The sequence below is a fragment of the Burkholderia sp. 9120 genome (assembly GCF_000745015.1).
Taxonomy (GTDB): Bacteria; Pseudomonadota; Gammaproteobacteria; order Burkholderiales; family Burkholderiaceae; genus Paraburkholderia.
Genome location: NZ_JQNA01000001.1, coordinates 57,690 through 72,512 on the forward strand (window position 1 = coordinate 57,690; position 14,823 = coordinate 72,512).

Annotated in this window: 14 protein-coding genes; 7 read left to right on the top strand and 7 right to left on the bottom strand. The window is 62.8% G+C overall.

The genetic code is table 11. The features are described from left to right. Positions 1-54: 54 nt before the first annotated feature. The 3 genes from hpnI to FA94_RS00275 form a co-directional block, all read right to left on the bottom strand. A complete protein-coding gene (gene hpnI, locus FA94_RS00265; RefSeq protein ID WP_035545738.1) occupies positions 55-1,215 on the bottom strand; it encodes a bacteriohopanetetrol glucosamine biosynthesis glycosyltransferase HpnI in 1,161 nt (386 codons plus the stop codon). Next, complete coding sequence (gene hpnJ, locus FA94_RS00270) at positions 1,212-2,633, bottom strand: hopanoid biosynthesis associated radical SAM protein HpnJ (protein ID WP_035545741.1); 1,422 nt, start codon at positions 2,631-2,633, stop codon at positions 1,212-1,214. The genes hpnI and hpnJ overlap by 4 nt, the downstream gene beginning before the upstream one ends. A 328-nt stretch (positions 2,634-2,961) precedes the next feature. Next, positions 2,962-3,165, bottom strand: a complete 204-nt coding sequence (locus FA94_RS00275) for a cold-shock protein (RefSeq protein WP_007181784.1) — start codon at positions 3,163-3,165, stop codon at positions 2,962-2,964. 303 nt (positions 3,166-3,468) lie between these two features. Between FA94_RS00275 and FA94_RS00280 the strand changes: the two genes are divergently transcribed. Both FA94_RS00280 and FA94_RS00285 read left to right on the top strand, forming a co-directional pair. Then, on the top strand, positions 3,469-4,914 hold the full coding sequence (locus tag FA94_RS00280) for an NAD-dependent succinate-semialdehyde dehydrogenase (RefSeq protein WP_035545743.1): 1,446 nt from the start codon (positions 3,469-3,471) through the stop codon (positions 4,912-4,914). A 152-nt stretch (positions 4,915-5,066) separates the two neighbouring features. Beyond that, positions 5,067-5,642, top strand: a complete 576-nt coding sequence (locus tag FA94_RS00285; protein ID WP_035548920.1) for a GNAT family N-acetyltransferase — start codon at positions 5,067-5,069, stop codon at positions 5,640-5,642. Between the two features lie 23 nt (positions 5,643-5,665). On the opposite strand, the gene kdgT is transcribed toward FA94_RS00285, so the two are convergent. Continuing rightward, positions 5,666-6,694 (bottom strand): 2-keto-3-deoxygluconate transporter, encoded by a 1,029-nt coding sequence (gene kdgT, locus FA94_RS00290; RefSeq protein WP_035545747.1) that lies wholly within the window; start codon positions 6,692-6,694, stop codon positions 5,666-5,668. A 303-nt stretch (positions 6,695-6,997) separates the two neighbouring features. Here kdgT and kduI point away from each other — a divergent pair, with 303 nt between their 5' ends. From kduI to FA94_RS00325, 5 genes are all read left to right on the top strand, one after another. After that, positions 6,998-7,834, top strand: a complete 837-nt coding sequence (gene kduI, locus FA94_RS00295) for a 5-dehydro-4-deoxy-D-glucuronate isomerase (protein ID WP_035545749.1) — start codon at positions 6,998-7,000, stop codon at positions 7,832-7,834. Positions 7,835-7,892: 58 nt separating this feature from the next. Continuing rightward, on the top strand, positions 7,893-8,663 hold the full coding sequence (kduD, locus tag FA94_RS00300) for a 2-dehydro-3-deoxy-D-gluconate 5-dehydrogenase KduD (protein ID WP_035545751.1): 771 nt from the start codon (positions 7,893-7,895) through the stop codon (positions 8,661-8,663). A 136-nt stretch (positions 8,664-8,799) separates the two neighbouring features. Next, positions 8,800-9,702: a DNA-binding transcriptional regulator KdgR gene (kdgR, locus tag FA94_RS00305; protein WP_051980237.1), complete on the top strand. Its 903-nt coding sequence runs from the start codon at positions 8,800-8,802 to the stop codon at positions 9,700-9,702. 563 nt (positions 9,703-10,265) lie between these two features. After that, the gene (locus FA94_RS00320; RefSeq protein WP_035545756.1) at positions 10,266-10,655 is read left to right on the top strand and encodes a hypothetical protein; all 390 of its coding nucleotides are present in this window, start codon (positions 10,266-10,268) and stop codon (positions 10,653-10,655) included. Between the two features lie 77 nt (positions 10,656-10,732). Next, positions 10,733-10,987 carry a hypothetical protein gene (locus FA94_RS00325; protein ID WP_035548926.1) on the top strand — a complete coding sequence of 85 codons (255 nt, stop codon included), beginning with the start codon at positions 10,733-10,735 and terminating at the stop codon, positions 10,985-10,987. Positions 10,988-11,101: 114 nt separating this feature from the next. Here FA94_RS00325 and FA94_RS00330 read toward each other — a convergent pair whose 3' ends face one another. The 3 genes from FA94_RS00330 to ilvA form a co-directional block, all read right to left on the bottom strand. Continuing rightward, positions 11,102-11,353, bottom strand: coding sequence for a hypothetical protein (locus FA94_RS00330; protein WP_035545758.1), 252 nt, complete (start codon positions 11,351-11,353; stop codon positions 11,102-11,104). A 209-nt stretch (positions 11,354-11,562) separates the two neighbouring features. After that, the gene (locus FA94_RS00335) at positions 11,563-12,735 is read right to left on the bottom strand and encodes a 4-hydroxybenzoate 3-monooxygenase (protein WP_035545761.1); all 1,173 of its coding nucleotides are present in this window, start codon (positions 12,733-12,735) and stop codon (positions 11,563-11,565) included. Between the two features lie 298 nt (positions 12,736-13,033). Beyond that, the gene (gene ilvA, locus FA94_RS00340; protein ID WP_051980239.1) at positions 13,034-14,605 is read right to left on the bottom strand and encodes a threonine ammonia-lyase, biosynthetic; all 1,572 of its coding nucleotides are present in this window, start codon (positions 14,603-14,605) and stop codon (positions 13,034-13,036) included. Positions 14,606-14,823 lie beyond the last annotated feature (218 nt).

Here is a 14,823-nt window from a genome sequence, read left to right on the forward strand (position 1 = left end):
TTTCATGGCCGATCCGGACTGCCGTTGATCCGTCATTCGTGGATGATTCGTTCGTCATTCGTCCGGCTGCGCCGACAACAGGCCGTCGCCGTCCACCTTGAAACTGAAGCCGCGCCAGATCACGCGCGACGACCAGAAACTCGCGACGAAAATCGCAAATGACACGATATCCCATAACGGCAACAACCACAGATCGCGACGCGCTTGCCGCAGCGCACGATCGGACAGCAGCTTCAGCGCAAGCCTTGCGCTCATCGCCAGCAACGCGAGTGCCCACGCCCACGGCGCACCGCCGGAAAACATCACGGTCAGCAACGCGAACGCGAGCGGATGGATCAACGCGGAGCCGAGATGCCCGAGCGGATCGACGCTGCGAATCGTGCGGCTCCAGCGCAGTTCGTGCGCGATCAGTTGCATCGCGCTCGTTTCGACGCACGCGTGCGAAATCGTGAACGGCGGAATCACCACCTTCTCGCCGATCATGCGCACCGCTTCGCCGATTGCGTGATCTTCGGCGAGGTGCCGCACGAACGGCGTGAAGCCGCCGATTTTTTCGAGGGTATCGCGCCGCATCGCGATCGTCTGACCAAAGCACGGACGCGCGAGGCCGAGCGCAAGACCGGTCACGACGCCGGGCAGGAACTGATAATTGGTCGCCTTCGCCGACAGCCTCGGCCAGAAACCCGGATCGGGCGCGCCGCGATACGCGCAGGTCACAAGCCCGACGCCCGGCTTCTGCAATTCGCCGATCACGTTGCGCAGATAATCCGGGCCGACGCTGACGTCGCTATCGGCGAACACCAGCACGTCGTGCCGCGCTTGCGGCAGCATATTGAGGATGTTGCTGATCTTGCGGTTCGGGCCGTAGAGGCGCGTGTCGGCCACCACGGTGATATCCGCGCCGGGATGCAGGCGCCGCAGGTCGTCGACGGTGTGCAGCGCGGGGTCGGCGCAATCGTGCACGCCGAACAGGAATTGCACCGGACCCGGATAGTTCTGCTGGCAAAAGCTCGACAGATTGGCGAGCAACGCCCATTCGTTGCCGTGCAGCGGCTTGACGATCGTGACCGGCGGAAAGCTGCTCGGCTCGGACACCGCTCGCGCGAAGAAGCGCCCGATCAGCGCGCCGGCCAGCACCGTATAGGCGACGCCGAACGCCGCCCCCGCCGCGCACGCACAGGCCAGCGCGGCGGCGACCAGATGCAAGGCGCTCACGCCTCGTGAGCGCGCAGGAAGCGGAAGAATTCGACGCCTTCACGCAGGCGTCGTTTCATCATGTCCCAACTGGTCAGCATCTCGCGCAGGATTTCCCAGATCTTCGAGGGTCGGAAATAGAAGCGCTTGTAGAAGTTCTCGAGCTGATGGAAGATCTCGTCGCGCGACAGATGCGGATAGCCGATCGCCGCCAGCTGCACGCCCGATTTGCTGACGAGGTTGATCACCTTGTTCTCTTCGAGCCAGCCGTTTTCTACCGCCTGGTTGTACAGCGTCGTGCCCGGATACGGCGCTGCAAGCGAGACCTGGATGGTATGAGGATTGATCTCTTTGGCGTACTCGATCGTCTTCTGGATCGTGTCCTGCGTCTCGCCGGGCAGGCCGAGAATGAAGGTGCCGTGAATCTTGATGCCGAGCTTGCGGCAATCGTCGCTGAAACGACGCGCGATATCGGTACGCAAGCCCTTCTTGATGTTCAGCAGAATCTGGTCGTCGCCCGATTCGTAGCCGACCAGCAGCAGGCGCAGGCCGTTTTCCTTCATGATTTTCAGCGTCGCGTAGGGCACGTTCGCCTTCGCGTTGCAGGACCACGTCACGCCGAGTTTGCCCAGACCGCGCGCGATTTCCTCGACGCGCGGCTTGAAGTCGGTGAAGGTGTCGTCGTCGAACATGATCTCTTTCACTTCAGGCATGTTGTCGCGAATCCACTTCACTTCTTCCAGCACGTTCTCCGTGGAGCGCGTGCGGTAGCGATGCCCGCCCACCGTTTGCGGCCATAGGCAGAACGTGCATTTCGAGCGGCAGCCGCGGCCCGTGTAGATCGACACGTACGGATGCTTCAGATAGCCGATGAAATAATTGTCGATCTTCAGATCGCGCTGGTAGATCGGCGCGACGAACGGCAGTTCGTCCATGTTCTCGAGGATCGGACGGGCTTCGTTGTGTTCGATCGAACCGTCGGGCGCGCGGTAGCTCAGCCCCTTGATCTGCGCGAACGGTTTGCCTTCGGCGACTTCCTGGCAGGTGAAATCGAATTCTTCGCGGCAGACGAAATCGATCGCATCACTCGCGATCAGCGAGTTGTGCGGATCGACCGCGACCTTCGCGCCGACCATGCCGATCAGCATCGCGGGCCTGCGCTTTTTCAGGTCTTCGGCGAATAAAGCGTCGGTGGGGAAAGACGGCGTGCTGGTGTGGATCACCACCAGATCGTATTGCTGGGCGATGTCGAGCGTGGCGTCGACGGACAGGCCGTCGGCGGGCGCGTCGAGCACGCGGCTGTCGGGCACCAGCGCGGCGGGCTGGGCGAGCCACGTCGGATACCAGAATGAACGGACTTCACGCTTGGCCTGATAGCGCGAACCCGCGCCACCGTCGAAGCCGTCATACGACGGCGCCTGCAAAAACAGGGTTTTCATTGACGCTCCGGCAAGCCTGGATGGGTGCTTTCAGTTTTCTGTCGGAAAACTATCGGCACACTTACCCGCGGGGAAACGGGTGAATCGCGCTAAATACTACGGAGCGAAGCTGAAGGAAACCTGAAGAAAAAACGTCCGCCGCAGCGCGCGTGGCGCTGACGTGGAAGTCCGCTCGTCGGCCTGGCTCCGACGAGTTTGTACCATCGCTTCCAGGCAAAATTTATTACAGCCGGAAGGCGATTTCGCGGACGATTCGAGACTGCGCCGACGCTACCCGCGACGCATGACCGGCCGCGCACTCACGCGCACGGACCGGCTGCCCGCACCTTCACACCGGCTTGATATCCGCTGCCTGCTTGCCCTTCGGCCCCTGCTTGATTTCAAAGCTGACCTTCTGGTTTTCCTGCAGCGACTTGAAGCCCTCGGAACGAATCTCCGAGAAATGCGCGAACAGATCTTCGCCGCCGTCGTCGGGGGTGATGAAGCCGAAGCCTTTCGCGTCGTTAAACCATTTCACTGTACCGGTTGGCATGTCGATTCCTTGTGCATCGGGTTGATTGGGGCTGCATTTGCCGCCGCGGGGCCGCGCCGGTTCGTGCCACTGCCGTTTGACTTTACGCCTCTTTGCGCGACGCCGCTTCCACTACGTTGCCGCCGTCGCGGCAGCCGTGCCGCAAGCCGCGTGCCGGGCGCCGCGGATGGGCGCGTGGTCGATGCCATCGGCTGCAATCAGATAAGATGATTGGTATCGGCAGTCCATCCCTGGCCGCGCTGTTTCAGCCCAATGTTTCACGACCGCGCGGCCTGTCGTTTTCCCACTTACAGGAACCCCAGCATGGCCATTCCGAGCTATACCGACACCCAACTCCTGATCAACGGCGAGTGGTGCGACGCCGCGAGCGGCAAGACCCTCGACGTCGTCAATCCCGCGACCGGCCAGCCGATCGGCAAAGTGGCCCATGCCGGCATTGCCGATCTCGACCGGGCGCTGGCCGCAGCGCAACGTGGTTTCGAGGCCTGGCGCAAGGTGCCGGCCAACGAGCGCGCCGCGATCATGCGCAAGGCTGCCGGACTGGTACGCACGCGCGCCGCCGACATCGCCCGTCTGATGACGCTGGAACAGGGCAAGCCGCTGGGTGAAGCACGCGTCGAGGTGCTGTCCGCGGCGGACATCATCGAGTGGTTCGCGGACGAAGGCCGCCGCGTCTACGGCCGGGTCGTGCCGCCGCGCAACCTGTCGGTGCAGCAACTGGTGCTGAAGGAGCCGATCGGCCCGGTCGCCGCTTTCACGCCGTGGAATTTCCCGGTCAATCAGGTGGTGCGCAAGCTGAGCGCGGCGCTGGCCTGCGGTTGCTCGTTCCTCGTCAAGGCGCCGGAGGAAACCCCGGCGTCGCCCGCAGCGCTGCTGCAGGCGTTCGTCGAAGCGGGCGTACCGGCTGGTGTGGTCGGCCTCGTGTTCGGCGATCCGGCCGAGATTTCGAGCTATCTGATCCCGCACCCGGTGATCCGCAAGGTCACGTTCACCGGCTCGACGCCGGTCGGCAAGCAACTGGCCGCGCTGGCCGGCGCGCACATGAAGCGCGCCACGATGGAACTGGGCGGTCACGCGCCGGTGATCATCGCCGAAGACGCGGACGTGGCGCTCGCCGTCAAGGCGGCCGGCGCCGCGAAATTCCGCAACGCGGGGCAGGTTTGCATCTCGCCGACGCGTTTCCTGGTGCATAACAGCATCCGCGAGGAATTCGCCGCGGCGCTGGTCAAGCATGCTGAAAGCCTCAAGCTCGGCGACGGTCTGACGGAAGGCACCTCCATCGGGCCACTCGCCAACGCGCGCCGCCTCACGGCCATGAGCAAGGTGCTCGACGACGCACGCAAGACCGGCGCGACGGTGGCAACGGGTGGCGAGCGGATCGGCTCGGAAGGCAACTTCTTCGCGCCGACCGTGCTGACCAACGTGTCGCTCGAAGCGGACGTGTTCAACAACGAGCCGTTCGGCCCGATCGCCGCGATTCGCGGTTTCGACAAGCTCGAAGAAGCGATTGCCGAAGCCAACCGTCTGCCGTTCGGCCTCGCCGGTTATGCGTACACGAAGTCGTTCAGCAACGTGCACATGCTGTCGCAACAGATGGAAGTCGGCATGCTGTGGATCAACCAGCCGGCTACGCCCTGGCCGGAAATGCCGTTCGGCGGCGTGAAGGATTCCGGCTACGGCTCGGAAGGCGGTCCGGAAGCAATGGAAGCCTATCTGGTCACCAAGTCGGTTTCGGTGACGGCGGCTTAAGCGCTCGCTATGGCCGCTGTGGCCTTAAGGTAGTTCGGGAGCGCTTGCTCCCGCTGCCTGGTCAGCAACGTTTACTGTGCCGGGTCCGCGAGGTGTTGCTCGCGGACTTTTTTATTGTGACGACCGTGAACAACGACAACCTGCCCCGACTCATGCAACCCACGCTGACTGGCAAGACCCTCGAACTTCAACCGCTTCAGCCGGAACACGAGCAAGGCCTGCTCGACGCCGCCGCGGACGGCCAATTGTGGAACATGACCGTCACCGTGGTGCCGGGTCCGCAAACCATGGGCGCGTTTATCGCCGCCGCGCTCGAAAGCCGGGCGGGCGGTACGGTGATGCCGTTCGTGATCGTTAAACGCGATACGGGCAAGCTGGTCGGCAGCACGCGGTTCTGGAAAATCGACCGGATCAACCGCAAGCTCGAAATCGGTCACACCTGGTTGAGTCAGTCGATGCAGCGCACGGGCGTGAACACCGAAGCGAAGTATCTGCTGTTGCGCCATGCATTCGAAGCGATGCAGTGCGTGCGCGTGCAACTCACCACCGACGAATCGAACGAGAAATCGCGCGCGGCGATTCTGAGTATCGGCGCGAAACTGGAAGGCATCGTCCGGCATGAACGCATCATGCCGGATGGACGCAAACGGAATTCGGCGCGCTTTAGCATCATCGACGATGAGTGGCTTGAGGTGAAGGCGATGCTGGAGCGGAAGATGGCCCGCTGAGCGAGCCAACGTCCGCCCCACCCTCAAACATGCGCGTCGCGCGGCTCATTCAACGGCGCGGGCGGCGCCTTCCCCGCCTCCAAGCCTTCGCCTGACGACGCGTTCCGCGACTGATGCCGATGCACCCACAGCGCCGTCAGGATCGGCACCAGAATCGCCGTCACCAGACACGCGGTTGCCACCATCGCGGTCGCCGCCGGCACCAGCGGTTTGAAGCGCGGAATCATCTCGCCGATGATCGCCGGATTCGCGACCGCGGCGCCCGCAGTCGACGACGCCGCCAGCCCCGCCGCACCATTGCCTCCCGCAATCCAGCGATCCGCGAGAATCAGCGGAATGCCCGTCACGACGATCACCCCGAGTCCGAGTACGACGCCCGGCAGGCCGCTCGTCACGATCACGTTCAGATCGATGCCGTTGCCGAGCGCGAAGCCGAAGAACGGAATCAGCGGATGCACGCAGCGCCCGAAGAACTCGCGCAACTCGCTATCCAGATTGCCCAGCACGAAGCCGATCAGAAACGGCAGCACCGCGCCGACGAACAGCCGCGGCTCGAAGAACGCCACACCGGTCGCGCCCAGAATGATCATGCTGACGAGCGGCCCCGATTCGACCGACATCAGCACGAATGCGCCGGCCTCCTCTTTCGTGCCGTACTGCTGCATCACCGCCGCGTAGAGGCCGCCGTTGGTCATGTCCATCGACGTGGTGATCGCCAGCACCGAGAGGCCCGCGAATAGCCCCGCCTTGACGCCGTCGATCGGTATGAAACGCGCGGCGATCAGCGTCGCGATCCACGCGACCAGCATCTTGGTGACGAGCAGCGTGCCCGACTTGCGCAGCACCACGCCGGTTGCCCGCAGGTCGATCGTCGCGCCCATGCAGAAGAACCACACGGCCAGAATCGGCACGGTGCCGCTGATCAGACCGTTGGTGAACGACCCGAAATATTTCCCCGCGCCAGGCGCAAAGGTGTGGACACAGGCGCCGAGCAACAACGGCACCAGCATCAGGCCGCCTGGTACGCGGTCGATGGCCTTCTTGAGCTTCATGCCTCCTCCATGGACTTCGCGTCCCGTTGTCGGGTGAATCACCCGGTAAGGTCCCGTTCTTACGCCGGGCTCTCCCTTTCGGCGCAATATATCACCGAGATAGGAACGACGTTCCGATTCTGCTTGCTTTTCTGTTTATCGTTTACCCGCGCCTGCTTCAAAACGCTTGCCAGTGTTGATGTCGCGTCGCAATATTTTCGGACCGATGTTCCGAAATACGAATTTTGCGCTACAGTCGTGGCCAGAACGGCGTCCCGGACCCGACGCGGCCAGGCGCCTCAACCGAGCGGAGAAAGCGAAATCATGGAAGTGAGACAGGCCATCAACAGCGAGTACGCGAAAACGCTCGACACCGCGGGGCTGCGCAAACAGTTCCTCGTCGACCAGGTGTTCGAGCGCGATGCGCTGAAGCTCACGTATAGCCACATCGACCGGATCATTGTTGGTGGGGTGTGGCCGGCGACGCGCGCGGTCGAAGTGCCGGGCTCGCTCGGCAAGGCGATCGGCGTCAACTATCTGCTCGAGCGGCGCGAACTCGGCGCGATCAACATCGGCGGCGACGGCTGGGTCGATGTGGACGGCCAGCGCTATACCGTGCGCAACGAAGAGGCGATCTATATCGGCAAGGGCGCGCAAGCCGTGGCGTTCGGCAGCGACGACGCCGCGCATGCCGCGAAGTTCTACGTGAACTGCGCGCCCGCGCACACGTCGTATCCGACCCGCACGATCACGCTCGCGCAAGCGGCGCCGCAAACGCTCGGCGACCCGGCCACGAGCAACCGTCGCACCATCTACAAGTTCATCGTGCCCGAGGTGCTGCCCACCTGCCAGTTGTCGATGGGCATGACGAAACTCGAAGCGGGCAATCTGTGGAACACCATGCCGTGCCACACGCACGAGCGCCGCATGGAGGTGTATTTCTACTTCAACGTTGCCGACGACGCCGCCGTCTTCCACATGATGGGCGAGCCGCACGAAACGCGGCACATTCTCGTGCACAACGAACAGGCGGTGATCTCGCCGAGCTGGTCGATTCATTCGGGCGTCGGCACGCGCGCGTACACCTTCATCTGGGGCATGGTCGGCGAAAACCAGGTGTTCGGCGACATGGATCATCTCGCGGTCCGCGAGCTGCGTTGATGGAGCGCGTGGATCGCGTGGTCGGCGTGGCTTATATCGCGCAATCTTTGCACACGACATGGGCTTGAATACCGTGAACACTTTCGATCTCAGCGGCCGCGTCGCCATCGTCACCGGCAGCAATACGGGGCTCGGCGCCGGCATGGCGGTCGCGCTCGCCGCCGCGGGTTGCGACATCGTCGGCGTGAGCCGCGCCGATCCCGGCGACACGGCCGCGCGCGTTCAGTCATGCGGCCGGCGTTTCGCCGACGTGCGCGCCGATCTTGCGTCGATCGCGCCGGTCGACGACATCGTGCGCGCCGCGGTAGAAGCGTTCGGCCGCATCGACGTGCTGGTGAACAACGCGGGCATCATCCGCCGCGACGACGCGCTCGAGTTCAGCGTCGACGATTGGGACGCGGTGATGGACGTCAACCTGAAGAGCCTGTTCTTTCTGTCGCAAGCTACGGCGCGGCAGTTCGTCAAGCAGTGCGGCGGCGGCAAGATCATCAACGTCGCTTCGATGCTGTCGTTTCAGGGCGGCATACGGGTCGCTTCGTACACGGCGTCGAAAAGCGGCGTGCTCGGTCTCACGCGCCTGCTCGCCAACGAATGGGCCGCGCAAGGCATCAACGTGAACGCGATCGCGCCCGGCTACATGGCGACCGCGAACACGGCGGCGCTGCGTGACGACGCGCAGCGCAACGACGAAATTCTCGGGCGCATTCCGGCGAGCCGCTGGGGCACGCCGGAGGATCTCGCCGGGCCGGTGGTGTTTCTGGCCTCGTCCGCTTCCGACTATGTGCACGGGCATACACTGGCGGTGGATGGCGGGTGGCTCGCGCGTTAGATCGGCGAATCGCGCCGGACGCGGTATGCTCTCGGCGCCTGCGAAAATGGCCTGGCGTAGCCCAATGAAAAAAGCCACAGTAGCGCGGACGAAGAACATCGAGCCCGGCAGCACGGTATAGCGAGGAAACACGGAAATGGCAGCAATGAGCAAACAGGGCAAAGACGACGACACCGCGCCAATCCAGGACGCGGACAACGCCGACTGCGGCGGCGAGCGCGGCGAATCGGCTTCGTCGGTCGGCCGCGTGTTCGCGATTCTCGGCGCGATCGGCGAGCGTGGACAGATCGGCATCAGCGAACTGTCGCAGCGGCTCGGCATGTCGAAGACCACCGTGCATCGCGTGATCCAGACGTTGAAGGCGCTCGGCTATGTGACGCAGGAAGTCGAAACCGAACGCTACCGGCTGACCATCCGTCTGTTCGAACTCGGCGCGAAGGCGCTGGAAAGCGTCGATCTGGTGCGCGAGGCCGACATCGAAATGCGCCGCATCGGCGCGGTGACGCGCGAAGCGGTCCACCTCGGCGCATTCGACGAAGACGCCATCATCTACATCCACAAGATCGACGCCGACTACGGCCTGCGCATGCAGTCGCGGATCGGCCGACGCAATCCGCTGCACAGCACGGCGATCGGCAAAGTACTGCTGGCGTGGATGGACCCGGCCGACGCGCGCGAAGTGCTCTCGCATGTGGAGTTTCGCAAGTCGACGCAAAAAACGCTCGCGTCCGCCGACGCGGTGTTGAGCATTCTGCCGCGCGTGCGTGAGCAAGGTTACGGCGAAGACAACGAGGAACAGGAAGAAGGTTTGCGCTGTCTCGCCGTGCCGGTGTTCGATCGCTTCGGGCGCGTGATCGCCGGACTGTCGGTTTCGTTTCCGACCATGCGCTGCGGCGCCGATACGAAGTCGCACTATGTCGCGCTGTTGAAGGAGTCGGGTCAGGCGATCTCCGCGCGGCTCGGCTATCGCGACGCGGCGGCGGCCTCTGCTGCCTCTACTGCCTCTGCTGCTGAAGGTCTCGCGGCAGAGCAAGGCTAGAGGTCACCGCGCCCGATGAGGCGACGCTGCGACGCGTCGCAAGGCTGGTGAATGTTGCGTGGCATCCTCAGTCTGCAACTGAATGTATCCGCTTTCGCGGTTCGCGACGAAACACGATGCCGTATAGATAGAGGCCGTTCGTGCGTCGATCGCTTTGCTCGCATCATTCGATTCGCCATCCACGTAGGCGGTTTTTTTCATAGCGCGTTCAATGGCTTGGCCTTCGCTATCGCGCCCGGCCGAGGTCTTCCCGAACCATCCGCTTCCCTCTTTCGCAGCCGCTTCGCGCCGCCACGGCACGAAGCGGCATCGACACGTCCTGTTACACACGAACACATCGGTAATGACGCCGCTCAGTAGAGTTCGGTCACACGCAACAACGGAGCAACGTCATGAAACGAATCCTCGCGCTGGTTATTCTCGCCGTCACGCTCGGCAGTGCTTTAGGCGGTTGCATCGTGGTGCCCGGCGGCGGCTATCACGATCACTACTATCACGATCATTACTAGGCCTTTGCTTGCGCCAGACCCTTCACACTCAATCATAGAAACCGAGAATAAAACATGAGCAATTCACGAAGCCGCTGGTTGTCGATGGCGATCGTTGCAGGGCTGGGAATCGGTGCGTCGTCGGTGGCGCTCGCGCACGTCGACGTAGGTGTGAACATCGGCATTCCGGGCGCGGTGTATGCGCCGCAACCGGTGTATGCCGCGCCACCTCCGCCGCCGGTGTACGCACCCGCTCCGCCGGTCGTGGTGGTGACGCCGGGCTGGTATGGCGAGCGCTATTACGACGGCCATCGCTACTGGCAACGTCGCGAGTGGGAAGCGCGTCATCGCGACGAACGCGAATGGCATGACGCTCGCGGTCCGCACGGCGACTGGCACGGTCCTGATGGACGCGATGGCGGTCATGGCCCGAACGGCGGTTGGCAAGGCAACGCCAACCATTGATGCATCAACCTGGCGGCGTCGCTGACCAGGCCGGACCGCGCAACGCATCGCGCCACACCGATCAAAGGAGCGACGCTTTGCTACGCACCGAACTACGACGCGTCACCGCGCAGATCGACGACAAGGTCGTCTGCGCCGAATACAGCGAACAGACCGGGCAATTGTGTGTGCGTCAGGATGGCGCGCTGCTGCGCGAGTGGTTTCCACCGCATTCGTGGATGGCGATTGCTTCGGTGGCCGGCGCGCGGCATTGGGGCACGCGCCCAACGGATGACGATCTGATCGCGCTACTGCGCAACGAGATGACGTTGATGAGAACGTCTCGGTCTTGAGCTTGAGCGTTAGCTTGAACGTGAATCAAGCGGATTGCGGATTGCACACGGAGGGCCACGGCGAATTCATCGCCGTGGCCCTCATGTCATGCGCTTGCTTGTGTTCGCTTGCGCTTAACGAGCGTTGCGGATCGGCGGCGAATAAGAACTCACCGTGGTGTCGTTGGCATAACCCGCTTGCCACGTACCACGGCTGCCCGAACCATAACCGCTGTTGGCGGCCTGAGTGGCATTTTGCTGATCGGCAGGCGACGCCTGCACCGACTGCGCGTCTTGCGCCGCCGGTTGCATGGACGACTCGGCGAATGAGGCTACCGGCACGGCAAGCACCACAGCGATAGCAACGGCTTGAATGAGCGACTTCATGAAACCACCTCCAGAATTTGTCTCCGCATTTATTTCTAAACGCGCCGTGAATCTGGCTATCACTGCAGCCATATAGACAGTCTAGGTGCCTGGTGGTAGGGGATAAATCCGCTAATCCTGAATACACTGTTGCTTTGCGAACGACAATGAAAAATGGCGGCGCTTCAAACCGCGCAGAGCACCGCGCAGCGTGCCCTGCCCGCTTTGCGCTACGCCACGGCGACCCCGACATAATTTTCAGCCATCGCGGTCGCCGCCGCGCGTGAAGTCGTCACATACTCCAGTTCCGCCACCTGCAACTGCTGCTCGAACGGCGAAGCGCCTTCGATGCGGTGCATCATGCTCGTCATCCAGTAAGAGAAATGCTCGGCGCGCCAGATGCGCTTGAGCGCCGTTTCGCTGTAAGCGTCGAGCAGATCCGACCGATTCTCCGCGTAGAACGCGTTCAATGCGCGCGTCAGGACACGCACGTCGGCAACGGCGAGGTTCATGCCCTTCGCGCCGGTAGGCGGCACGATGTGCGCCGCGTCGCCGGCCAGGAACAGGCGGCCGTGCTGCATCGTCGTGGAAACGAAGCTGCGCATGCCGACAATGTTCTTCTGAAAGATCTTGCCGTCGACGATCTGCTGTCCGTCGTGCGAATCGACACGCGCGTGCAGTTCGGCCCAGATCCGGTCGTCGGACCAGTTGTCGACGGAATCCTTCGGATCGCATTGAAAGTACATCCGCTGCACATTCGGCGAACGTGTGCTAACCAACGCGAAGCCGCGTTCGTGACGCGCGTAGATCAATTCCTCCGACGACGGCACGCCTTCGCACAGAATGCCGAACCAGCCAAACGGATAGACGCGCTCGAAGTCCTGACGCAGCGCCTGCGGAATCGCCGCGCGCGACACGCCTTGCGAGCCATCGCAGCCGATCACGAAATCGCACTGCAGGTCGTGCGTTTCGCCTTCATGCTGGTAGCGGATCGACGGCGAGTCGGTCTCGATGCCGTGAATCGACACATTCGACACGCCGAAGCGCGGCGCGCCGTCCGCGGCCACGCGCGCCGCGACCAGATCCTTGATGACTTCGTGCTGCGCGTACACCGTGATCGAATGGCCGGTGAGTCCGGTCAGATCGATACGCCGGCGCTTGCCTTCGAAAGCCAGTTCGAAGCCGTGATGCAACGCGCCTTCGGCTTGCATGCGCGCGCCAACGCCGGCTTCGGTCAGCAGGTCCATGGTGCCCTGTTCGAGCACGCCGGCGCGGATGGTGGATTCGATCTGTTCGCGTGAGCGCGATTCGAGCACGACGGAGTCGATGCCGCGCAAATGAAGCAGATGGGAAAGCAGCAGGCCCGCGGGCCCGGCGCCGATGATGCCAACTTGAGTGCGCATGAGTTGTCTCCTGTCGACCGGAGTGGGCGCTTTAGCGCTTCCCCGGTCCCATGCAAGGTATGTGCGGGACATGGTGTTCAACTGGCGCTCAGTGTGGCGATCACGGCCGGTATCGCGCAACGCGATATGGCGGATAGGGGATATCTCAATTTGAGATAACGGTAAGGCGTTAGTTCGTGGCGCTAGTGGATCGAAAAGCGCGCTAACGCTGTCCAGACGGAGCTTGTGGCTCATTCGCCGGATCACCGTTGTGGGTTGCGGCGTCGGAAGGGCTCAAGGTAAACCCCGACGCGTTTTACTAGGCGAGAAACAGGCGATAGACGGGGTTGTGCGTCTCTTCCCAGTTCGGATAACCCAGCGTGGCGAGAAACTGGTCGAACGTGGGGTTCTCGCTGTCGGGCACCTGAATGCCGACCAGGATCGAGCTGTAGTCCGCGCCCTGATTGCGGTAATGGAACAGGCTGATATTCCAGTTCGGCGCCATCGACGACAGGAATTTCATCAGCGCGCCCGGCCGTTCGGGAAACTCGAAACGGAACAGACGTTCGTTGTGCGCGAGCGGCGAGCGGCCGCCGACCATGTAGCGGATGTGCTGCTTTGAGAGTTCATCGAAGGTCAAATCCACAGTCGCGAAGCCGTGCGCTTCGAATGCGCCCGCGATCTGCGCCGATTCGCTGCGATTGCGGATCTGCACGCCAACGAAAATGTGCGCGGAATTCGCATCCGCAATCCGGTAGTTGAATTCGGTGACGCTGCGGGTGCCGACCAGCTCGCAGAAACGCCGGAAGCTGCCGCGCTCTTCGGGGATCGTCACCGCAAATACTGCTTCGCGTGCTTCGCCGACTTCGGCGCGCTCGGCGACGAAGCGCATGCGATCGAAGTTCATGTTCGCGCCCGACGTGATCGCGATCAGCGTCTGGTTCTCGATGCCTTCGCGCTCGGCATATTGTTTCGCGCCGGCTACCGCGAGCGAGCCTGCGGGTTCGAGCACGCTGCGTGTGTCCTGGAACACGTCCTTGATCGCGGCGCAGAGGGCGTCGGTGTTCACGAGCAGCACGTCGTCGAGATATTCGCTGCACAGGCGGAAGGTTTCTTCGCCCACCAGTTTCACTGCGGTGCCGTCCGAGAACAGACCCACTTCGCTCAACGTGACGCGCTCACCCGCTTTCAGCGAAACGGCCATCGCGCACGAATCGTCGGTCTGCACGCCGATCACCTTGATCTCCGGGCGCACTGATTTGACGTACGCAGCGACGCCCGCCGCGAGTCCACCGCCGCCGATCGGCACGAAGATCGCGTGAATCGGGCCCTGGTGCTGGCTGAGAATTTCCATCGCGACAGTGCCCTGTCCTGCGATCACATACGGATCGTCGAACGGATGCACGAAGGTCAAGCCGCGCTCTTCCTGCAACTTCACCGCGTGGCCATAGGCGTCGCTGTACGACTCGCCGAACTGCACGATCTCGACGGTCGGGCCGCCATGCGAGCGCACTGCGTCGACCTTCAGTTGCGGCGTGGTCACCGGCACGACGATGATCGCCTTCACGCCCATGCGCGCCGCCGACAGCGCCACACCCTGCGCATGATTGCCCGCCGACGCGGTAATCACCCCACGCTGCAGCGCTTCCGCCGGAATGTGCGCCATCTTGTTGTACGCGCCGCGCACCTTGAACGAGAACACCGGCTGGTTGTCCTCGCGCTTCAGATAGACCGGATTGCGCAGACGCGCCGATAGGTTCGGCGCGTGTTCGAGTTCGGTCTCGCGGGCCACGTCATAAACGCGCGCGGTTAAAGTTTTCTTCAGATAGTCGTGACGAAGCGCGACGCTTTCAGCAGCTTCGGCCACCTGGGTGAGTTCGTGTAACGGCAAGGCAAGCTCCTGTGCGGCAATAACGAATCAGCGGGAAATGCACCAGGAGGCAGGCCAGCGGACATAAAAAAACCCGCCTCGTGGGGCGGGTTAGTTTGTCACTGCAGACCGACGTGCGCTAACCCACCATTCGATGAATGATGCTAATAATCAGCGCAATACGGATGTCGAGGCAGTTCATGTGGTTGATCTTCGTTGACCTGGCACGCTTTGTCAAT